This is a genomic window from Candidatus Glomeribacter gigasporarum BEG34, assembly GCF_000227585.1.
GTDB classification, from domain to species: Bacteria; Pseudomonadota; Gammaproteobacteria; order Burkholderiales; family Burkholderiaceae; genus Glomeribacter; species Glomeribacter gigasporarum_B.
This window is the reverse complement of sequence record NZ_CAFB01000044.1, coordinates 26221-47101: the sequence shown is the minus strand read 5'-3', so window position 1 is coordinate 47101 and position 20881 is coordinate 26221. Positions and strand designations below refer to the sequence as shown.

Genomic DNA, 20881 nt, shown 5'->3' with positions numbered 1-20881 from the left:
CGCGTCCAGTTCACCCGCCATCAGCGGCCCGGCGCACGCGATGCGCGCGTATTTCGCGACGCCGTGCGTGGACGCTTCGGCGCGATGCGCCGCGCCAAATGCATCATTCACATAGAGATCGCACAACGCGGCCATGTGTTGCGCGAGCGCGCCTGAATCCGCTTTTTCGCCGATATTCACGCGGCAGTTTTCCAGCAACACGACCTGGCCTGGCGAAACTTCCACGCCTTGATCAATCCAGCGCTGAATCAACGGCACTTTGACGCCAAGCAGTTCGGAAAGACGCTGTGCAATCGGTGCAAGCGAATCTGCAGCTTTCAGTTGCCCTTCGGCGGGACGACCCAAATGCGAGGCCACCATCACTGCCGCGCCCGCGTTGCGCGCCAGATCAATCGCGGCGCGCGACGCGCGGATGCGCGTGTCATCGGTGATCTGGCCGTTTGCGGCGAGCGGCACATTTAAATCGGCGCGAATCAGCACGCGCCGGCCCGTGACAGCGCCGGCAGCGATTAAATCGGTGAAGCGTAGAAATGATATTCTTTGAATTTTCATTTTTCTACTCTTTCAAGAGGTTTTTCATGCTCGCGCTAGATTATGGTCTGAGCCGTATTTTTGCTGATCTTGGAACGGCAGCGCTTCGTGTCAATCCAGATAGCGATCATCCAATGGCAATGGCACGTAGAGGAGAGCAAGATTATGCAGAAAAAATTTTCGGAAGAGGGACGCTTCCTTTAGATACTGAAGCAAAGCGCGAGGTTACAACGATCATTGGCCGTATTAATGAAAAAATGCAAAGCATAACGCAGTTGTTCCCAGATCTTTTGAAAGAAGAGTTCCAATCGGCCTGCACTCAACTCGCAGGCGATATGAATCGAAAAAGCTGGATTGGTCCTGAAGGTATACATGTAAGAGAATGGATTGCGCCCGCAGATGTATTTATTACACCGTGCAATATTTTGGGGTTTCGCTCTGCTGAGCAGGCGCTAGATAGACTCTGCGCTCTTGCAACAAGCCTCGTTTCAGACAACAAGCCCAATATTGAACAGACTCAACAGGCGCTGTCGGCAGCCATCAGACTGCTTGAGCAAAGCCTGTCTGAAAAAGACCCAGAGGTTCTAATCACATGCAGACAAATTAAGGCTGTTATTTCTAAGTTCATTGATTTCATGTCATCGCAAGACAGTTTAGCAAACGCTGACAGTCTGTCAAATTCTACCGGTTCTGGTGGATCATGCCTTGCCAATTCAGCAGATAAGCGGCCTCCCCTCAATTTTGACTGTGTGATTGTGTAAACAGACATCCAGATGCTGGCGCTCACCGTTCAGCGCTTCTGCCCTCTTACAAATTGTGACCCAATATCCGGGTCACAATTTGTATAATTCTTCGGACAAATCAGGAACGCCAAGCCGATCAGAAAATCTTATCGAAATATTGTCTACTTCAAATTTTTGATCTTTTTAAATGCTGATTTTACTCAATCAAGGAGATATTTGTGTTCAGTAACAACACTCTTGCAAATATATTGCAAGCCTTGACTCAAAACTCTAATAATGATCTGGCAAGAGCAAATAACAACGATGAAGATTATCAGGCAAGACTCACCAGACTTTTGGTGCCGCCCGCGGAACGGCACGAAGTTCAAAGCATATCCAATGAAATCAATATAAAAATGCAAGAAATAAAACAGTTATTTTCAGGGAGGGCAGGGTATGCTCAAATTGAAACTGCATGCACCGAACTTGCAGATGATATGAGCAGGCAGAAGTGGATACCGCCTGGTGAAGATATGAAAGCAACCTACGGTATTTTCGGATTCACATCCGCCAAGAATGCTGTCAATGACTTGCATGAGTATGCGCAGACGATCATTGATATCCTGAATACTCCTAACTGTGATGTACAGACGAAGCGGGAAATGTTAAATGAAATCAAACTGACTGTAGAAACAACTGTCGAGACGCTCAAAAAAAGTCTGTCTGAAAAAGACAGAAAAGTGCCACACACATGCAATACGATTGAAGAGGCTTTTTTCGCCCTTATGGATTCTGTTGCACCGATTGAACAGAGGGATCCCATTTTTGCAGAAGATGTACATCGGCTCAGTTAACCACAATGGCAAAATCTAGCCAGCCGGCCAACTGACCGGCTGGCGCGCGAACAGGGCATTGAGTCTATGGAAGACAATAAAACCCCGCCATTGATTGAAGTCGGTGCTGAAGACCTTCCTGTGTATTGTCCAGGCCCGCGCACGCCGCGCTGGAGCGCGCACCCGCGCGTCTTTATCGATGTCACACACGGCGAGGCGCGCTGCGCGTATTGCGGTACACGTTACCGGTTGCGCGCGGACACAACGCCTTTGAAACTTTGAAAGACTGATGACAAAAATTGGATAAAAAATGTTTTCTACCCACTTCCACGTTTTTCCTTCTGGTGAGTTTCAAGATACCACACCAGATATCATAAATAGTTTTAAGGGGCTTACTTCGGACTCTGGGCTTAACTGGCAAGACCCACGTATTACTCAGCGCTTTCAAGACATGGAAATATTCGATAAAATCGTTGAAAATAAAAAAGAATTGTCCACTTTATTACATCCTATGGGTGCTCAATCTCTGACTAAATATCTAGATTACCAGTTCCAAACACTTCCTATTACAAAATGCGTTGATAAAATGCTATACAATGTAATTATAAATGAACTGCACACTGATCAGCTCGAGGAAAATATCAACAGATTGAGCAAAGCCGCCGAAAAAAGTTTAGAAATAACCTATTCGCAGTCACCCTATCAGTCCTCAGCGCTGGAGCTTGTGAAGACTGAAAATAAGCAACTATTTGACCAAATTCGCCGAATCTTTGAAGACTTGATACGCACGCTGAACCCCGGCTCTTATAGAGGCAAGAGCCGCGCGGATCTCACCTAATGCTGATCCATCCACAATTTAATCCTATTGCCGTACAGATAGGCTCATTTGCAGTGCACTGGTACGGACTGATGTATTTAGTCGCTTTTGCCGGCGCGGCAATGCTGGGACGCTGGCGGCTGCGCTTGCCGCATGTCGCCGCACAGGGCTGGAATGCAAAGGCGATTGATGATTTACTGTTCTATATCGTGCTGGGCGTTGTCCTGGGCGGACGGCTCGGATATGCGCTGTTTTACCAAGCCAGTTTTTACTTCAATCATCCTCTGGAGATTTTTAAAGTCTGGCAAGGCGGTATGTCCTTTCATGGCGGGCTGATGGGCGTGACGGCTGCAATGATTTTGTACGCGCGCCGCCGTCAGCGCGCTTTGCTGCAGGTCAGCGATTTTGTCGCGCCGCTGGTCCCGTTTGGCATCGCGGCGGGCCGATTTGGCAATTTCATCAATGGCGAACTCTGGGGGCGCGTGACCCGTCCGGATGCCTTCTGGGCCATGCTGTTTCCGCAAGCGAAATTGAGCGACCTGGCATGGCTTGCAATGCACGAAGCGGACGCCGCCGCGCACGGGCTACAGCACTTTTTCGAGCGCTACCACGCACTGCCGCGGCATCCGTCGCAGCTTTACGCGATTGCGCTTGAAGGGGCGGGGCTCTTTCTCATTCTCTGGTTATTTGCCCGCAAGCCCAGGCCAACCGGCGCGGTGACCGCCCTCTTTTTGGCGGGTTATGGATGCCTGCGTTTTATCGATGAGTTCGCGCGTGAACCGGATGATTTTCTCGGCTTGCTGGCGCTCGAATTATCGATGGGACAGTGGCTGTCGCTCCCGATGGTGGCTGCCGGCGCGCTCTTGCTCATTATTTCATTTGCACCGAACCGGACACGGTGACCGAAACCAGCGCCTTTCCTCCTTCCACCGGAACCTCAGCCTGGGAAGGCGCAGGCGCTGCATAGGCGCTCATCCTCATTGAGCGGGGCTCAAACCCCGCGCCGTTATATCCGATATTCACTTTCCGGATCGTATAGCCGCTAAAACCAAAGGCTTTCGCAGCAGCGAGCGCCTGCTGGCGAAAATCCGCAATCGCATCCAGCGCCAGCTTTTGTTGCGCTGCGCGGCTCGCCTTTGGAGACAAGGAGAAACGCACATCGCCGATTTGCAGAATGGAGGTCAATTTTCCAGCCAATTTCGCCGCTGCTTCAAAATGATTGGATTCCAATACCAACTCGGTGCGTCCGCGCCAGCCTGTAATACGGCCATCGCGATTGGTCGATGGATAAACCGCCAGCGTGCCAGTGTGCACCGCGACCTGTTTTTGCGCTCTTGCCTCGCGCAGCGCCTGATCGGTCTTTTGCTTGAGCGCCGCCGTCAAAGGCGCGGCCGTATTTGCCTGCTGCTCATGAAATAAGGTGATATGCACGACATCCTGAGGCACCTGTGCACTGGCCTGCGCGCTGAGCGACATCATGCCATCCGGCGCGGAATCCGGCGCTGCGCACAAGGTCAGCGGCGCGCCCAGAAATAGTGCAGACATCATCATCCGTTTAATCATCGCGGTGGATCCCGGAAAATAATTAAAAAAAAGCAGGCCCGATAGCTTGGGTGTTCCCCGCCTTGGCCGTCTGGCCGGCATCTTGAACCGGAACATTCAAGAGTATGCAGTCCGGCAATATTTCGGGTACATCAGACTCAAGTGATGCGCGCGCCCATATTGCACATTCCGCAATTTGCCTATGGGTATCGGTTTAAGAATGGTGACCTTCGCGAACCAGGCAGGGGAGTCAATCTTACTCCACAGCGATATTATCCGCATGATCTTCCGGCGACAAAAGATCATGTGGTTCAAGCGCTGTGCCGATCTGTTGATTCAAGCGCTGTACGATCGTCTGAATTTCCTGGGCCGGAACCGCCTCTCCACACTGCACGCTGCGCTGCAATAGCAGAAGCTCGGAGGCCAGAGAAATCGCGGCCATCACCGCAATCCGGTCTGTGCCGCGGATGGCGCTATGCGAGCGCACTTTATTCATTTCAGCGTCCACGCGCGCGGCCGCTTCAAGCAGGGCCGCCTGTTTTTCAGGCGCGCACGCCAGCCGGTAAGGCTGACCAAGAATGTGCACTTCGATCTGGGCGGCGCTCATGCGTGTTCTCCATATGTATGATCTTCGGCCCGCGCTGGCGTCTCAACAGGGATGGAGGATTGCGGGAGCCTCTCAAGCAGGGTGTGCAAATGCGCGCTCGCCTCGTCTATCGTGACTGCCAGAGCATCGCGTTCAGTACGCAGCGCGGCGCATTCATGGCGCGCCTGTTCAAGCGCATTCTGAATATCATCACATCTTGCGCGCATCTGCCTCAGTTGTTGCGTTAAATCGCTCTGCGTCTGCCGATATTGGCCATTGAGGTCGATTAACCGGCCAATTTTCTGCGCAAGCGCCTCTAATTCATTCAGCATGGATTCATTCCTCGACAAGAAGCTGCATTTTAACGGGTACAGAATGTGTTTAGCTTCCAAATGCTGCAAATCCGCCTTGGTGACCACATCTGAATTCATGCGCTTTGCGCACGGCAGCGATGCAGGAAACGGCTCAACCGCTCTCAATCCCTTATAATTCAAAATCTGCCAGCTTAGCTCATCAGGTAGAGCGAATGATTTGTAATCAGAATTACAATCTATTAGACCTCTGCAACCTTCAGCGTTTTCCTCAAACTTTTTGCCTGCACGTGATCGCACGGGCGAGCCGCCGCACTCATCGAAGCGATCAAGCCGTATTCATGCAGGGCAGCCGATTGTGATATCCGCAACCCAGATTTGGGCTGGCCGCTCTGGAATCCTGTGGCGCTCTTGTAGAGCGCGAGTCACACGGCGATAGCCATAGCCTGAGCGCTCGTTCTGAATGACATCTATCTACTCTACATGGACTGAACCCCGAAAGTTGGACACCAACCTCGAGGGTGATATGGGGAAATACACGGAGCAAACAAAACTAACCGCTACCGAAGACTATTGCGGTGGCCATTCGAGCCTGAAGACAGTGGCGAGGCGCCACAGCGTCGACATCTCCTCGCTGCGCAAGTGGGTTGCCGTATACAAGATGCACGGCGCAACGGCACTGAAAACGAAAGAGAAGAAGTGTCACAGCGTAGAATTCAAGCTGTCGGTCTTGAAACGCGTGCGGGACGAAGGACTCTCGCTACGGCAGGCAGCCGCATTGTTTGATATTCCGCGATTCGACATGATCGGCCACTGGGAACGTCAGTACAGAGAAGGCGGACTTGACGCATTGTCTTGGGGTTCCCACAGCTGTCACAACAGGATGAAGAAAAACCAGAGTCCAGAGGCTACTTTTCAGTCATCAAAGAACGATGCACGCTCCCGCGAGGAACTCCTAGAGGAGTTGAACTTTTTTCGCATGGAGAACGCTGACCTAAAAAAACTCGAGGCCTTGGCTCAAACGAAGAAGCAGGCAGCGCACGAGAGCGAGCGCAAGTCGTGTTTGAGCTGAGGCAGCAATATCCACTCGCTGGCTTGCTCAAGGTGGCCAGCCTCGCACGCAGCACCTTTTACTATCCGCAAAAGGCGCTGCAGATGCCGGACGAGTCTGCGGGTCTCAAACGGAGAATGGGCGGGATTTTCGAGGTTCATAAGGGCCAGTATGGCAACCGCCGTGTCACGGCTGTGATACGTCAGGAAAGCAAGCTGATCAATCACAAAACCGTGCAACGTCTCATGGGAACACTGCAGCTGAAGTCTCGCGTCCGAGAGAAGAAGTACCGCGCCTACAGGGGCGAAGTCGGTCGCGCCGCGCCGAATATCCTCGAGCGCCAGTTCCAAGCGCACAATCCGAACCAGAAATGGGTAACGGATGTGACGGAATTCAACGTTGGCGGCAAGAAACTCTACCTGTCGCCAGTGATGAACCTATACAACGGCGAGATCGTCTCGTACGAGATTGCCAAGGGCCCCCTGTTTGATAGGGTTGCTTCAATGTTGGGAAAAGCGTTTAATCGGCTGAAACCGCGAGAGTGCCCAATCCTGCATTCCGACCCAGGCTGGCAGTATCGGTTGCCCTTATATGGCAATCTTCTCAAGCAGCACACAGTCACACCGAGCATGTCTCGCAAGGGGAATGGCCTCGACAACGCGGCGATGGAAAGCTTCTTCGCAACGCTCAAGTCAGAGTTCTATCCTCCGAACGAATTCCGCGACATCAACGAACTCAGGGAAGGACTGCACGACTACATCCGCTACTATCACTACGACCGCATCAAGATGAAGTTGAATGGGTGGAGCCCGGTCGTCTACCGTGCTCGGTTCGCTTAAGCAGCATAGATCACCGTCCAACTTTTGGGGTTCAGTCCAATCCACGCGGTCGGCGGGATGCTCGGCGATGCGCGTGAGCACAGAGTATAAATAGGGGTAGGGGTCGAAGCCGTTGAGTTTGGCGGTGCCGATTAGAGTATAGAGTGCAGCGGCGCGGTGCCCGCCGGCGTCGGAACCGGCGAATCAATCATTCTTCTGGCCCAAGGCCACGGTGCGTAATGCGCGTTCCGCCGCGTTATTGTCGATTTCAAGCGCGCCGTGATCGCAATCGCGGGTGATCGCCTCCCATCGAGTCCATGCAGAGCGAATCGCGCCCGCGAGCGCCGATTTCTGAGAGATTTTCTCAAGCGTGTGCACGAGCCAGCCGTGCAACTGCGCCAGCACAGGCACCGCTTGGCGTTGCCGTGCGTCGCGCCGAATATCGGGCGGTTGCCCACGCACGCGGATTTCGATGCCATACAGTTTCTGGATGGACTCAAGCGCTTGAGCGGCCAGAGGGGACGATTGCGCCTGATAAAGGTCATAGCACTTGCGGCGCACGTGCGCCCAGCAGGCGACAGCCTGAATGGGTTTTGTTTCGTATAAGGCATCGAAGCCGGCATAGCCCTCGGCCTGAAGTGCACCCTGGAAAGCATTCAGGTGTACCTGCGGATGTTGCGCGCGGCGGTCGGGCGAATAGGCAAACCAAACCGCAGGCGGCGTCGCATCGCCTGCGGGACGGTCGTCGCGTACATCAGTCCAAAGCCATCCTGTTTTGGTTTTACCAGCGCCGGGTTCAAGCACCGGTACCGGGATGTCGTCCGCGTGAAGTGTGTCTGCCTTCAATACATAATGACGCAGTGCTTCGACCAATGGATACAGTAAATGGCGGGCCGCTCCCACCCAATCCGCCAGCGTTGAACGGGCCAGCAGCACGCCTTCACGCGCGTAAATCCCGGACTGACGGTAGAGCGGCAGATGATCGCTCTATTTAGAGACGAGCACGTGTGCGAGCAGGCCTGGCCCCGGCAGAGCACGCATGAAGGGCCGGCGAAAGGCCGGTGTCGTCGTGATCCGCACGCAGCGGCGGCAGATGTGCTTTGGCCGGATGTGCCGGATCACTTTGAATCGGCCCGGCACGTATTCAAGTTGCTCAGAGACTTCTTCGCCGATCACATGCAACGCACCCTGGCAGTTGGGACAAATGATTGACTCCGGTGGGTCAATGACCGTCTCGCGCGGCAAATGGTCGGGCAAGGGGGTACGGCGGGGCGACTCACGCGGGTTCGGATCGGAGACCGCCTGCAAACGGGACGGCGCTCGCTTAAGCGAATCTTTCTGGCCCCGTTCAGCGCGGCGGCCAAATATCATACGTTTGAGTTGCGCGATCTGAAGTTTGAGTCCTTTGATTTCTGCGCGTTGAGAGCCTGTCAGGAATTTTGTGTGTTGAGATCATGTGAAGATATGAAGAAAAGGAACTCACATGATCGACAAGATGAAGAAAGACACACCGCGAACTCAGAGCAGCAAAATATTTTCAGATGAACGGATAGACCCATTGCTGAGCCAGGTACAGAGCAAAGATGCGGAGTCGCTGTTAGGCGAAACGGGACTGGCAGGTCAACTGAAGAAACGGTTGGCGGAGCGGATGCTGGAGGCTGAACTGAACCACCCTCTTGCTGAACAGAGCGCGCAAGGAAAAACGGGTAACCATCGTAACGGCAGCAGCGCGAAGACCGTGATCACGCCTGCGGGTGATTGACCGTTGGATATTCCGCGAGACCGGCTTTCCACGTTTGAGCCTGCGCTCATTGCCAAAGATCAACGGCGCTTGCCTGGCTTTGAGGATCATGTGATCCGCATGGATGCACGTGGGATGAGCGTGCGTGAGATTCGCGGGCATTTGCTCGAGTTGTACGGACTTGAAGTCTCGCCTGATCTCATTTCGACCCTCACCGATGAAGTGTTGGCTGAAGTGGAACAATGGCAGACGCGCCCGCTTGAAGCGATGTCTCCCATTGTCTCTTGATGCGCTGCGGCTTCAGATTCGGGAGGAAGGGAGTGTCAAAAACAAGGCCGTATCTCTTGCGTTAGGCATGGGCGCGGATGATTGCTAAGAAGTGCTGGGCCTGTGGATCGAACAGACCGAGGGCGCCAAATGCTGGCTGAAGGTCTTTAATGAGTTGCGCAATCGGGGCTTAAGCGATCTTCTCATTGCCGTCGTCGATGGGCTGCATGGCTTTCCGGACGCTACCCAACCGTCTATCCGCAGACCCAGTCAAACCTGCCGTCCATTTGATCCGCAATTCACTGTCTTTTGCCCATTGAAAAGAACGCAAAACCTGAGCCGCCGCGCTCAGGCCCATTTACCAGGCCGCCCATAGCGACGCGGCTCAAGCCGCTTTGGATGATTTTGAAAAGGGTGAATGGGGCCGAAAATTCCCGATCATCAGCCAGATGTGGCGGCGGCAATGGGAGCAGGGGATTCCTTTCTGCTTATCCGCCTGAAGTTCGGAAAATGATTTACACGACCAATGCGATTGAAAGCCTGCATATGCAACTGCGTAAAATCGTTAAAAATCGGGGGCATTTCCCCAATGATGCAGCCGCTAAAAAATTGCGCTTTCTCACTTTGCGAAACATTGAACAAAATTGGAAAATGCCTCCCTGTACATGGAGACAGGCCGCCAATCAGTTTGCAATTTTATTCGGTGAACGTTTTACGAATGCCATGAAGTCATTTTGGTGACTTGGCCTCTCACACAAAATTCCGGACACTACCAATTCCGACCCTGGACTGACAGGCGCTTCCAGACGACCGTTGGGGGCGTGTCGTCCATCCCGTTCGCGCCCATTCCATCGAACAACTGGAAGGCTGGATCATGGGCCTCCCTCCGCATTTCCAACGGCTCGTTCCGATAGGCCACCCGGAAAAATAGACCGCTGTAGCACAGATGAAAATGGGCAACCTTGAGCTTGACCCACTCTCCAGCCCACTGGATGGCTTCTTCGCTCCCCTCCAATTGAAACGGATTCACCGGCGACATGTGCCTGCGGTACGAAGGCTTTTCGAGGCTTGCCTGAGTCTGACTCGTGCGTCCACTTCTGAACACAGGCGGGGACGGGCGTATCAGCGCCTGTAAAGCCCGCTTCACCTCGTTCCTACAACTTGCGGGCCGTCCGCCTGTAGGACACAGGCGCTTTCCTGTCCGCTTCCAGTGTGCTCAACAGCCAGCCCCGGTCCGCTTCCAGCACCGGATCAACCGCTTGGCGCCGCTTATAGCGCTGGCTTGTCTCTTTCCCACGTATGCGCTTCTTGACGCTCGCCTTCGATCTCTTCAATTCCCGCCAATCGTTTTAAATCCTTTGCCCTCAATCGTTTTAAATCCTTTGCCCTCTCTGGGATACAGACGCCGATTCTTTGCAAGGGTTTCCACGATATACATCTCTTCATCACCCCCTCGCGAATGTATCAAAATCGCGAGGGTAAATACGTGATTCAGAGGGGGCTTTTTTCCACTGAAATCAACATGATCGGAGCGCAATGCGGGATTGGGACCGCCAAAGAAGACGGCCAAATCGCGGCATTCGGCCCAGGTGCGGGGGCGGAGCGTGTCGCCTAGCCAGCCTTCGACGGCCAAGTCACCGGCTTCCAGATCGAAAAACAGCGTGGACTCGGCAGGCAGCGTCCATAACTGCAAGGTCTTGCCGATGCCGCTTTTGCCGATCAGCACTCCTTTGACACCGCGCGGCTCGGCCAGCCGTTCGTCGGCGGTGATGATGGGAAAACTCATGACGCGCCTCCTGTCGTCTCTTTTTCTTCAGGGACGCTGGGGCCCGCCTCGGTAGGCGCGCAATGGCGGGTCCTCAAGCACAGCACTTGGCGCTCAAAGGCCTCGATGCCTGCTTCCCGGTAGACCACCCGGCCCGGCAGCCGGAGATACCAGGAGCCTACGCCCTTCGTGCGCCAGCGCTCCAGCGTGTTTTCCGTCACGCACAGGCGCTGGGCGACCTGTCCGGGTTTGAGATGTCGAACTTGATCAAATGGCGTGTGCATCGGCTCCTCCTTTACGAGTTGTGGGTTTATGCGCGCAGTGTGAAAAGCCGAGGGGTGAGCGTCCACGGGGCCGCTGGGCGCAAACCCCGCAAACGGCCACATTCACCCGCAGGCGGCCGGCAAAGCCCGCCACCTTCTAGCGGCCAAAAAACAACAAAATGGCGAAAGGTTGCGGAAGTCGAGGACGGGATGCGCAAATGGCTGGGTGGCTACGGACGCGTGCGGCTTTAGGCCCGCGCCTCCGCTGTCGGTAGATATGCTGAGAAGTGCCGCGGCACAGGTAACGGCGCTCGTAAGCCTCGATGTCTTCGAGGCGGTAACGCACGCGGCGGGCAGGCGAAGATAGGGCGGACCGATCCCTAGGTTGCGCCAGCGTTCCAACGTGCGTTCCTTCATGCCCAGGCGCTGGGCCACCTGAGCGGGCGTTAGATGGATCACAGAACATGGACAGCACACAAGAACCTCCCTATGCAGCTTTGGGATCAATGTGTGAAATTTCAAAAGCCTATGCAGAAGCGTCTACAGCCCCGCTGCGCGTTGCGCCGACATGCGCCCGCAACTCCCCGCACGCGCTCGCAGAAACCAGCAACTTCCGCGGGTAAAAAGGAGACAAAATGGCGGGAAATGGAGGGAATGGGAGGCCAGTTGCGCATATTCACTGACGGGTTGCCGTGCGGCGCTGGCTTCGGTGTTCGTATTTCCACCTGTCTCCTCTGTGGCGTCTTCAGAAAGCGTTCTACGTGCACAGGATGCGCATAGATGCGTCTCTGATATGCGAGACCCAGCGTATTTAGTTTCCGAGGCGTGGACCCACCTTGAAACAGCACAAAACAGACCGTTTCGCGTTTGTTGTCTGCGCGCCGATCTGCTAGAGGCGGTGGGCTTGGCGCGAAAAAGGGGGGGGTCAGGATGGGCTGAGCGAGCGGTTGGAAGGCATTTCAGGGACAGCCATCCGATGTTGGCTTTTGGCTTATTTACGTTTTGTATTTATAATTGAGTATGCTGATCCGGTTTGAGTGGGACGAAGCCAAGAGCCAGTCCAACCAGCGAAAGCACGGCGTGAGCTTTGAAGAAGCCTGCCAGGTATTTCGAGACCCGCTGCACGTATCCGTACAAGACCGCATCGAAGGCAGCGAACAAAGGTGGCAGACGCTCGGCCTGGTTCAAGATCGCCCATTGCTTCTGGTTGCGCACACGCTGCGGGATCAGGAGGGTACCGAAATTGTGCGGATCATTTCCGCCCGAAAGGCGACGCCAATAGAGAGACGACGTTATGAGCAAGAAAACGGTTAGCTATACCTTAGACACATTGCCGCCTCTAACAGCGGCGCAGAAAGCCAATCTATCCAGTCTGGCTGCCCTGCCAGACGAAGAAATCGATACGCGTGACATTCCTGAGCTGAGCGATGAACAATGGCAATCGGCCGTTCGGGGCCAATTTTGCAAGCCGACCAAGGCGCTGGTCACCGCACGTCTGGATCGGGATGTACTCGAATGGCTGAAATCGCAAGGGAGCGGTTACCAATCCCGGATGAATGCGATTCTGCGGCGCGTGATGTTGGAGGCGCAGAAACGGGGCGCGCAATAGGAAGGGAGAGTCGTTGTGATTCTAGATTTTGCGCGGCGATCCAACTGCTGAAACAACACGCCGGTTTGCAGCCACGCTTATTACCGAGATTGGAAAAGTCGGATGTTTCCATGCCTCCTTTGATTGAAGGAGGTGTACAATGACCCAGGACGCTGAGCTGGATACAAGAGGCCATCGATGAGACCGTACTCGCACTGCTGTCTCTGACGCTGCATGAGAAGGATCGGGCTTGGAAGGGGCACGATTGGGATGCCCTCAACCGGCTACATGAAAAGGGATTCATTCATAATCCCCGAAGCAATTAGAGTGAGTGTTCAGTCAGTAAAATTATTTTATCGTCTGGAGGAACCGTATGAATGCTGCTCAGATGTTGCCTGATTTAAAAAGTATCAGTTGTGGCGGCGAATTTTTATCTGATTTCGTAGAAAACTGTTTTGACGCAAGTCATGTAAGAGACGCACAGACGAGAAAACATTTAGTGGCAAACTATCGTCAGGCTGTATCTAATGGAATGAAGTCCATGGACGATTTAATTGGCGTTACTCCTCGTGAGATTTATATAGACGATGTGCTTCACAGAAAGGAGAAGCTGAATTTAGATTCAGCCATAATAAGTTCTGAACACAATAATCTGGCACGGATGGAGAAATATGAAAATCGGTGCTGGCAACGAAAAGCTCTGTCAATTTTAAGAGTCTCCACATATTTGTTAATGGCTTGATTGGTCTTGAGCATGTAAACATAACTCCCATTTCAAGCAGAGACTACAAAAGAGTCATTGCATTTCTGACTATTTTTCAGGATTTGACCCCGCAACTGCCTTTACAAAGATTGTTTGATCTCTATCGACAGTTTTTTCCGTTCTCTAAACCAAAGGCCTTTCAGCATATGTTGCGGCATCTGCAACTGGATAGCCATTTCAATCCTCTTAGTTTACCCACTTCTAAAGAGATGCAGATTTTACTTGCTATGCGCGAATCTTCTCAATGTAAAGTGCTTGCTCAACAGTTTGAGGTTTCCGTTCCAACCATGAGTAACCACATCACCCATATTCGGAACAAAATAGTCAGCCCGTTCACCCTCCGTCATGTGCTATCCAAATTGCGCACACCGAATAAAAGCTCCATGACAGAGGCTGATTTTTTATGAAAAAACTACAAAGCAAAAAATATAGATCAAAAATTTTGTACGATGGATTCAAGGGTACTTTTCATAGGCGGAGCTGCGGGTAGCATTCCTATGCTGCGCTTATGAACCATCATACTGTCTGCGTCCGGCGTATTAGAGTAGCGGCTGTCATCCTGCTGATGGCCTATAGTGGCGCATATGCGCGTGACCTGACAAAGCGCGCTTTGCCTACGAAGCCCCTCGTGTACTGTTCCGAAATCAGTCCAAGAGGGTTTGATCCTGGTACAAGCGAGGCGGGTATAGAATCTACGGTGCAGCAACGATCTTCAATCGGCTGCTGGAATACAAACCTGAAAATCCGGCAAGCATCGAACCTGGTCTCGCCGAACGCTGGGAAATTTCAGAAGATGGACGGATAGTCACATTCCACCTGCGGCGCGGCGTGAAATTCCATACCACGCCGTGGTTCAAGCCCACGCGCGACTTCAACGCTGAGGATGTCATCTTTACCTTCGAGCGGCTGCACAATCCCGACATGCCGTTTCGTAAAGCGCATCCGACTGAATTTCCCCATTTTCAGGGCTTGGAGAGAATTATTTCTAAAATTGAAGCGCCCGATCTTTACACCGCGCGTTTCACGCTGAATTCAATTCATGCACCATTTCTCTCTGTGCTTGCCGTGGACGCTGCATCGATTGTATCCGCCGAATACGCGCAGCAATTGCTGAAAGAGGGTAAGCCATCAGAGTTCAATCAAAAGCCGGTCGGGACTGGTCCGTTTATTTTCCGAAAATATGATAAAGATTCGACCATTGTTTTCGACGGCAATCTAGAATATTGGAAGCCTGAGGATGTGCGCTTGTCCAGACTGATATTTGCTATCACGCCGGATGCCGCCGTGCGGGCGCAAAAACTGATCAAGAATGAATGTCAGGTTAGCGTTGTTCCGCGTCCCTCTGATATCGTGACGCTGCGGAAAGTGCCTCACCTCCAAGTATTAAGCCGGTCAGGTTTCAGTATGGGTTATCTGGCGTACAACATGGCGCATCAGCCGCTTGACGATGTGCGGGTACGCCGGGCATTGGATATGGCGATTGATAAAAAGGCGATTATTGATGTAGTGTTCGGAGGCCGCGCGCAAAGAGCCGTTTCGCTGATGCCGCCGATGCAATGGTCTTACGATAAAACGCTGCGGGATACGCCGCGCGACTTAAAACAAGCAAAGAAATTGTTAGCGCAGGCGGGTTATCCGAACGGGTTCACCCTTGCACTCTGGACGATGTCAGCACAGCGGCCCTATAACCCGGACCCCCGCTTGATGGCTCAAATGATCCAGGTAGATTGGAAAAAGATCGGCGTGAAAGCCAAGATTGTCACGTATGAATTGGCGGAATACCTTAGACGCGTACATAAAGGCGAGCATGACGCTGTACTGATTGGATGGGTTGGCGAACGTAATGATCCTGACGAATGGCTGGAAACAGTGCGTTTCTCGCACTGGCGCAACAAAGTGTTCGATGACTTATGCCGGAAAGCACGACGAACTATTGATACTGCGAAGCGCACTCAGCTCTATCTGGAAGCGCAGAAAGTGTTTAAACGCGAGCAGCCATTTACGCCCATTGCCTATCCAAATAAATATCAAATTATCAATCGGCGTGTAACAGGCTTCAAAATCAATTTTTTCGACCCAACGATTTTTTCTGGCGTCGGACTTGTCGAGTAGAGGCGCTAAGCTGCCCTCAGCGATGGCATGGATTGACCCGGTGGCTCGGATTTAAGCGCAGGGCGGCTGGCAGCGCCAGCAGGCTGTTAGCCAGGCGCAAATATGGTCAGCCACCTCTAGCGTGGGCTTTTTCAACGGTCTGCTAAAGCCGGTTGAGTTGTATGGAGTTTAAAATCCTTTAGAATGTCAAACAGGAAACTGCTTAACAACTGGCTTGGGAACAGGAATGGAAGGCATCCAAAAGGGTTTCTCAAAAAATCAGGTAATACAACATTTACTTGATCAGGAGCAGCTGGCAGGGATAGGGAGCTGTTTTTCTGATTTTATTCGGGAATTGGAATTCCCAGTCTACCTAAAAGATGCGCAGACAGGAAAATTTATTCTCAGCAATGCGCATCATGTGTATCTCCGTAAAAATATAGGAGCACTTCAATCACCTGACGATCTCATTGGCTTAACTGCAGACGATTTACAGAACACACAGAGTTTTGTCCCTTCGAGAATATATAAAATAGCAAATGCTTTGAAAAGCGCTTTGAAAATAGATGCTAAAAGCATTGGTCGTAGTTCTATGGAAATGATGAAAAACCTGGATTCCGATGTCTTGGAAAGCTCCATGCGCAAAATCAGTGTACCATACAGTTCCATTTTGGATTCAGGCCATATTTATATACGAAGGACGGTTAAGCAACCGATCTTAAGCCTGGACAAACGCAAAATAATTGCCGTTTTGGCTTATGACTTACCCCTTCATCACAGCTTATTCAATCTGTTTCGACTCTACCAAGAATATTATTCTGATCGATTGTCTGTTGTATTATTTCTAAATTATTTGAGCATAGAGCATTGCTTTTATAGGCCGCCGACTGCCAAAGAAATGCAGATTTTTCTTATGCTGTATCAGCAGCCTAACCGTAAAAAGGCGACACAGTTACTCAATATTTCCTACAACACGCTGACTTCCTATCTTCAACATATCAAAGAGGAAATATTAATCAAGCCTAATTTGAATGAGGTGCTGGATCAATTACGCAAAATAACGCTGCTCGAAGAGGGAAGGAGCCATTTCGATGTATCGGGATGCTGTCGTTGGAAAGATCGTTTAGGACCCTCATTACAGTTGCATTGACAACAGGCGTATTGAATGCCGTCTGTGCCGCATTGCCGAACAAGCAGCTGGTTTACTGTTCCGAAGCCAGTCCGATGGGATTTGATCCGAGTCAACTGTTCAACGGCGTTGACTATGCGGCGGCAGGACGAACCCTTTATGACACGTTAATCCGCTTTGACCGCAATACGCTTGCGCTTAAGCCCAGTCTTGCAACAGACTGGCGCGTTTCGGAGGATGGACGGGTCTATACCTTCCATCTGCGACATGGCGTGAAATTTCATAACACACCCTGGTTTAAACCCACGCGCGACTTTAACGCTGAAGATGTGGTATTCACCTTTGAGCGGATGCGCAATCCGAATATGTCCTTTCGGCGTGCGTATCCGACGGAATCACCATTCTGGACCATCAGCGGTTTTAACAAGACGGTTGAAAAAATTGAAGCGCTGGATCCCTATACGGTGCGTTTCACGCTGAACACAGCCTATGCACCTTTTCTACCCTATTTAACAGCCCCCTCTGCATCGATTTTATCCGCCGAATATTCGGCGCAACTACTGAAAGCAGGCAAGCCATCGGACATCAACCAGTATCCGGTCGGAACAGGGCCATTTATTTTTCGGAAATATATCCCAGATGCAACGATTGAATTTAATGGCAATCCCAACTATTGGAACCCCGCCGACGTAAAGCTCGCCAAGCTGATTTTTTCGATTACACCCGATGCAAAGGTGCAAGTGCAAAAGCTCAAAACCAATGAATGCCACGTTATTAGCGCCGCGCCGCTGGAAGATATCCCTGCACTTGAGCGCAATCCCGACTTCAACTATTTAGCTGCGCCGGAGTTCAGTATCGGCTATCTGGCCTATAATGTGACGCACAAGCCGCTGAACGATGTGCGTGTGCGCCGCGTCCTCGATAGGGTGATCGATAAAAAAGCCATCATTGATATCGTATTCAAAGGCCGCGCGCAAGTCGCCGTCTCGCCCATGCCGCCGTTGCAATGGGGGTATGACCATATGCTGAAAGACATGCCGCGTAATTTTGAAAGAGCAAGAATGCTGCTAGCGCAAGCGGGCTACCCTAACGGCTTCTCGATGGCGTTGTGGACGCTGCCTATGCCGCGGACTTATAATCCCAATCCTCGATTGATGGCGGAGATTATTCAATCGGATTGGAAAAAGATTGGCGTTAAGGCCAAGATTGTCACGTATGAATTTGGAGAGTATCTCAAACGTGGCATGAAAGGGGAGCATGACACGATGCTCATTGGCGTGGGCGGGATCCGATGCGGCGACCCGGTTAACTTTTTTAATCCTTGGATGTGTGACGCGCTGTCCGGCACCAACTTTTCAAAGTGGTGTTTTAAGCCATTTGAGCGCTTGCTTGGACAAGCCGCGCGCACGCTGGATAGGGGGGAGCGTACCGCGCTGTATCTGAGAGCGCAGAAAATCTTCAAGCGCCAGCAGCCGGCCACCCCCATTGCCTATCCGTTTTTCTACCATATCGTGAATAAAAAGGTCACAGGCTTTAGAGTCGATCCCTTTGGGACGGTGAGTTTTGCAGGGGTTGGGTTGCGGTAAGTCATGATTGTATTGGTTACAGGCGCTTCCAGCGGATTTGGGACTGCCATCGCAAGGATTTTTATAGACGCAGGACATCGCGTAATTGCCGCCGCGCGCCGGACAGATCGGCTGCAATCACTGAGCGATGAGTTAGGTCCTATGTTGTTGCCGATCATGCTTGACCTGCGCGAGCGTGCTGCCCTTTCAAAACTGCCTGAATCCCTACCGCGTGATTTTGTCGATGTCGATGTTCTGGTGAATAACGCGGGACTCGCACTGGGGCTTGAGCCTGCTCATCGTGCGCGTCTAGATGACTGGCAAACCATGATTGACACGAATATCAGCGGCTTGGTGCATATCACGCGTGCCTTTCTGCCAGGGATGATGCAGCGTAATCGAGGCCATATCATCAATATAGGATCAACTGCAGGCCGCTATCCGTATCCAGGCGCGAATGTCTATGGCGCGAGTAAAGCATTTGTTCGGCAGTTCAGCTTAAATCTGCGTGCTGATTTGGCAGGCACTGCATTACGGGTGACGAATATTGAGCCTGGTTTGTGCGGCGGCACAGAATTCTCAACAGTGCGTTTTAAGGGAGATACAACCAAAGCCGCGGCCCTCTATCAGGATACACAGCCGCTGACCGCAGAAGATGTGGCTGAGGCAGCCTACTGGGTAGCGACCCGGCCCGCACATGTCAATATCAATACCGTTGAATTGATGCCAGTTGCACAATCATTTAGTGCTTTGTACATTCATCGACAATGCCGGAAAGATTGATGTTTTAGGGCTGCTGGGACATTGACGCGCAGTATGTCAGCTATTTAAAGGAGGATTATCGGCAGAAGGCAGATATTGTGGAAAGAATTAATACCAGACAAATGCCCCACTTTAAGAAAGGTAATTCTTTCAGAGTGACAATATGAGCTCCAAATTTTCCTCCAAAAAAAGAACCGACGCCCATAAACACTGTGCCCATTAAATAAATCTTCCCAGAGAATAAGAATACCATTAATGAAATTGCGTTCCCAATGAAATTTAAGGGCTTCGTATACATCACGGATTCTTTCGGCGGTAAATGTATGATTTCCATGAATCCAATAGACCATAGGGACCCAGTTCCAGGCCCAAAAAATCCATTGTAGAACCCTATCAGTGGAGCCATTATTTTTAGCCTGTGGAATTTACTTTGGCTTTCTGTGCGCGACTTTTTGGGAAGTAAAAAACATATTAAAGAAAATAATAAGAGCCAGGGAACGATGCTTTCAACCAGCTCGGATCGAGTCACTTGCACAAGAAGCGCCCCTACGGTAGCGCCTACAGACGTATATACAATGTAAATCGCTATTTTTCTATAGTTTACGGTTTTTGAAAAATGCAGGGTGGCGGACAGCTCGCTGATTGCGGCTTGCAGCTTATTCGTACCAAGCGCTGCTATAGGGTTTAGCCCGGTTGCTAATAGTGCAGGCACTGTGATCAAGCCGCCTCCCCCAGTGATACTATCGATTGCGCCAGACAGAAAAGCCACCAGTGTCAGTATTATTAAGGTACTTAGGGAAAGAGATTCCATTTAGGATGCACAAGCAATTAAACGTTTTTCTGGATGATGGAAATATGGACTTTCAATAATACGTTCCCCTTCGTTTTTGGCAACGTCAAGGTGGAGTTTGGTCGGTCCTGAATAATTAAAATGTTGACGTGAAATCTCTATACTTGTTGCTCTCTTTTTATCGTAAGTGGAGTCGGTACCGATAAATCGCATAGAAAATATGATTCTGCTTTCAAGATTACCTTCACCAAGCGGGATACTTCTGTGAATGACATCTTTGTGTATCCCAAGAACGTCGCCTACATTAAAGTCATCTTCCTCTGCGAAGTACTCATAGAGCTTTATAAGCGCTGGAGAATTTAGAGGGCCGTCTCTTAATTCCATAAATTCTTCTATCGTGATAGGACTTCCACTGCTGATTCTGCCTTCAAGCAGTTCAAAAACAGCCGGGTCTATATAGGCATAGGCATGGTGGCCTGAAAGCTTATTTTTGGGAACATATGCCATCCCTCCGCGTTGTTTTTGGGTATCGATATTTTCCAAGGGGACCCAGACAGTCATCGCATAATCATCCGCATGTTGATACGCAAAACTCTGCGTCTCAATGTGCCAGGGGAAGCCCTTGTTTTGATTTTTTATCAGCTCTAGACCAATCCCTTGTGTATAGAATAAATCTCTTCCAGCAAGAGAAGTTAAAGTTTCGGAAAATTTTCTATTCTCAAATAATGAAAATAACATTTGATCATTTGAGAAAACATCGTATTTCAATCGACTAAACCCCTTTTGATATTGATCAGTAGGTTCATCAATACTTTCCTTAATCTTATTTTTCAGATAAGCAGTAAATTGAGTGGAGAGAAATCTTGGCATTTTGACATACCCTTTTTCCTGAAATTCAGAGACAATGCGGCTATCAAATACAAAACTGTTATTTAGGCAATTCATC

24 protein-coding genes and 3 pseudogenes are annotated in these 20881 nt (G+C 51.3%); 16 read left to right on the top strand and 11 right to left on the bottom strand.

All coding sequences use genetic code 11. The features are described from left to right. Window positions 1-552: phosphoglycerate kinase (gene pgk / locus CAGGBEG34_RS05525; RefSeq protein ID WP_081463761.1), on the bottom strand; the 552-nt coding region annotated here is incomplete at its 3' end. 26 nt (window positions 553-578) lie between these two features. Here pgk and CAGGBEG34_RS05520 point away from each other — a divergent pair. The 5 genes from CAGGBEG34_RS05520 to lgt all read left to right on the top strand — a co-directional run bounded on the left by CAGGBEG34_RS05520 (window position 579) and on the right by lgt (window position 3805). After that, window positions 579-1292: a hypothetical protein gene (locus CAGGBEG34_RS05520; RefSeq protein ID WP_006682816.1), complete on the top strand. Its 714-nt coding sequence runs from the start codon at window positions 579-581 to the stop codon at window positions 1290-1292. 200 nt (window positions 1293-1492) lie between these two features. Continuing rightward, window positions 1493-2107, top strand: coding sequence for a hypothetical protein (locus tag CAGGBEG34_RS05515; protein ID WP_006682815.1), 615 nt, complete (start codon window positions 1493-1495; stop codon window positions 2105-2107). 66 nt (window positions 2108-2173) lie between these two features. After that, entirely contained in the window at window positions 2174-2368 is a 195-nt protein-coding gene (locus CAGGBEG34_RS05510) for a zinc-finger domain-containing protein (protein ID WP_006682814.1), read from the top strand. A 28-nt stretch (window positions 2369-2396) separates the two neighbouring features. Then, window positions 2397-2924, top strand: coding sequence for a hypothetical protein (locus CAGGBEG34_RS05505; RefSeq protein WP_006682813.1), 528 nt, complete (start codon window positions 2397-2399; stop codon window positions 2922-2924). Beyond that, window positions 2924-3805: a prolipoprotein diacylglyceryl transferase gene (lgt, locus tag CAGGBEG34_RS05500; protein ID WP_006682812.1), complete on the top strand. Its 882-nt coding sequence runs from the start codon at window positions 2924-2926 to the stop codon at window positions 3803-3805. Before CAGGBEG34_RS05505 ends, lgt begins: the two co-directional genes overlap by 1 nt. On the opposite strand, the gene CAGGBEG34_RS05495 is transcribed toward lgt, so the two are convergent. The 3 genes from CAGGBEG34_RS05495 to CAGGBEG34_RS05485 all read right to left on the bottom strand — a co-directional run bounded on the left by CAGGBEG34_RS05495 (window position 3774) and on the right by CAGGBEG34_RS05485 (window position 5363). Further along, window positions 3774-4466, bottom strand: a complete 693-nt coding sequence (locus tag CAGGBEG34_RS05495) for an SIMPL domain-containing protein (protein ID WP_081463760.1) — start codon at window positions 4464-4466, stop codon at window positions 3774-3776. The genes lgt and CAGGBEG34_RS05495 overlap by 32 nt on opposite strands. 235 nt (window positions 4467-4701) lie before the next feature. Continuing rightward, the gene (locus CAGGBEG34_RS05490) at window positions 4702-5052 is read right to left on the bottom strand and encodes a cell division protein ZapA (protein WP_006682810.1); all 351 of its coding nucleotides are present in this window, start codon (window positions 5050-5052) and stop codon (window positions 4702-4704) included. Next, on the bottom strand, window positions 5049-5363 hold the full coding sequence (locus CAGGBEG34_RS05485) for a hypothetical protein (protein WP_006682809.1): 315 nt from the start codon (window positions 5361-5363) through the stop codon (window positions 5049-5051). The genes CAGGBEG34_RS05490 and CAGGBEG34_RS05485 overlap by 4 nt, the downstream gene beginning before the upstream one ends. A gap of 505 nt (window positions 5364-5868) precedes the next feature. Between CAGGBEG34_RS05485 and CAGGBEG34_RS10170 the strand changes: the two genes are divergently transcribed. After that, window positions 5869-7232, top strand: a protein-coding gene (locus CAGGBEG34_RS10170) for an IS3 family transposase (protein WP_102033283.1) whose coding sequence is annotated in 2 segments (ribosomal slippage) — window positions 5869-6346 and window positions 6346-7232 — 1365 coding nt in all. Because the reading frame shifts where the segments join, the coding sequence is not laid out codon by codon here. Between the two features lie 39 nt (window positions 7233-7271). Here the strand turns inward: CAGGBEG34_RS10170 and tnpC are convergent. Further along, window positions 7272-8645, bottom strand: a pseudogene (gene tnpC / locus CAGGBEG34_RS05470) (IS66 family transposase); the annotation flags it as partial. Window positions 8646-8694: 49 nt separating this feature from the next. Between tnpC and CAGGBEG34_RS05465 the strand changes: the two are divergent. Then, window positions 8695-9960: pseudogene (locus CAGGBEG34_RS05465) on the top strand (IS256 family transposase). Window positions 9961-9988: 28 nt separating this feature from the next. Here the strand turns inward: CAGGBEG34_RS05465 and CAGGBEG34_RS05460 are convergent. The 4 genes from CAGGBEG34_RS05460 to CAGGBEG34_RS05445 are packed head-to-tail and all read right to left on the bottom strand — an operon-like array spanning window position 9989 to window position 11268. After that, window positions 9989-10366, bottom strand: coding sequence for a hypothetical protein (locus CAGGBEG34_RS05460; RefSeq protein WP_158641807.1), 378 nt, complete (start codon window positions 10364-10366; stop codon window positions 9989-9991). Window positions 10367-10373: 7 nt separating this feature from the next. Then, a complete protein-coding gene (locus CAGGBEG34_RS05455; RefSeq protein ID WP_042688180.1) occupies window positions 10374-10553 on the bottom strand; it encodes a hypothetical protein in 180 nt (59 codons plus the stop codon). Beyond that, complete coding sequence (locus CAGGBEG34_RS11035) at window positions 10550-11005, bottom strand: AAA family ATPase (RefSeq protein WP_042688179.1); 456 nt, start codon at window positions 11003-11005, stop codon at window positions 10550-10552. The genes CAGGBEG34_RS05455 and CAGGBEG34_RS11035 overlap by 4 nt, the downstream gene beginning before the upstream one ends. Then, window positions 11002-11268, bottom strand: coding sequence for a hypothetical protein (locus CAGGBEG34_RS05445; protein WP_006682806.1), 267 nt, complete (start codon window positions 11266-11268; stop codon window positions 11002-11004). The genes CAGGBEG34_RS11035 and CAGGBEG34_RS05445 overlap by 4 nt, the downstream gene beginning before the upstream one ends. 999 nt (window positions 11269-12267) lie before the next feature. Between CAGGBEG34_RS05445 and CAGGBEG34_RS05440 the strand changes: the two genes are divergently transcribed. From CAGGBEG34_RS05440 to CAGGBEG34_RS05405, 9 genes and pseudogenes are all read left to right on the top strand, one after another. Then, complete coding sequence (locus CAGGBEG34_RS05440; RefSeq protein ID WP_006682805.1) at window positions 12268-12561, top strand: BrnT family toxin; 294 nt, start codon at window positions 12268-12270, stop codon at window positions 12559-12561. After that, window positions 12542-12856: a BrnA antitoxin family protein gene (locus CAGGBEG34_RS05435; protein ID WP_042688178.1), complete on the top strand. Its 315-nt coding sequence runs from the start codon at window positions 12542-12544 to the stop codon at window positions 12854-12856. Before CAGGBEG34_RS05440 ends, CAGGBEG34_RS05435 begins: the two co-directional genes overlap by 20 nt. A 152-nt stretch (window positions 12857-13008) precedes the next feature. Continuing rightward, window positions 13009-13149, top strand: a pseudogene (locus tag CAGGBEG34_RS11730) (DUF6429 family protein); the annotation flags it as partial. A gap of 59 nt (window positions 13150-13208) precedes the next feature. Continuing rightward, on the top strand, window positions 13209-13577 hold the full coding sequence (locus CAGGBEG34_RS11725) for a hypothetical protein (RefSeq protein ID WP_006682803.1): 369 nt from the start codon (window positions 13209-13211) through the stop codon (window positions 13575-13577). An 83-nt stretch (window positions 13578-13660) separates the two neighbouring features. Then, window positions 13661-14005: a hypothetical protein gene (locus CAGGBEG34_RS11720; RefSeq protein ID WP_238984988.1), complete on the top strand. Its 345-nt coding sequence runs from the start codon at window positions 13661-13663 to the stop codon at window positions 14003-14005. A gap of 283 nt (window positions 14006-14288) precedes the next feature. Continuing rightward, window positions 14289-15710 carry an ABC transporter substrate-binding protein gene (locus tag CAGGBEG34_RS05420; RefSeq protein WP_320408619.1) on the top strand — a complete coding sequence of 474 codons (1422 nt, stop codon included), beginning with the start codon at window positions 14289-14291 and terminating at the stop codon, window positions 15708-15710. 226 nt (window positions 15711-15936) lie between these two features. Then, window positions 15937-16839 carry a hypothetical protein gene (locus CAGGBEG34_RS05415; RefSeq protein ID WP_006682801.1) on the top strand — a complete coding sequence of 301 codons (903 nt, stop codon included), beginning with the start codon at window positions 15937-15939 and terminating at the stop codon, window positions 16837-16839. Continuing rightward, window positions 16791-18404 (top strand): ABC transporter substrate-binding protein, encoded by a 1614-nt coding sequence (locus CAGGBEG34_RS05410; protein WP_042688176.1) that lies wholly within the window; start codon window positions 16791-16793, stop codon window positions 18402-18404. Before CAGGBEG34_RS05415 ends, CAGGBEG34_RS05410 begins: the two co-directional genes overlap by 49 nt. A gap of 3 nt (window positions 18405-18407) precedes the next feature. Beyond that, entirely contained in the window at window positions 18408-19166 is a 759-nt protein-coding gene (locus tag CAGGBEG34_RS05405) for an SDR family NAD(P)-dependent oxidoreductase (RefSeq protein WP_006682799.1), read from the top strand. 55 nt (window positions 19167-19221) lie between these two features. On the opposite strand, the gene CAGGBEG34_RS05400 is transcribed toward CAGGBEG34_RS05405, so the two are convergent. Together CAGGBEG34_RS05400 and CAGGBEG34_RS05395 are read right to left on the bottom strand one after the other, a co-directional pair. Continuing rightward, window positions 19222-19956, bottom strand: a complete 735-nt coding sequence (locus CAGGBEG34_RS05400) for a TSUP family transporter (RefSeq protein WP_006682798.1) — start codon at window positions 19954-19956, stop codon at window positions 19222-19224. Next, window positions 19957-20880: a phytanoyl-CoA dioxygenase family protein gene (locus tag CAGGBEG34_RS05395; RefSeq protein WP_006682797.1), complete on the bottom strand. Its 924-nt coding sequence runs from the start codon at window positions 20878-20880 to the stop codon at window positions 19957-19959. Window position 20881 lies beyond the last annotated feature (1 nt).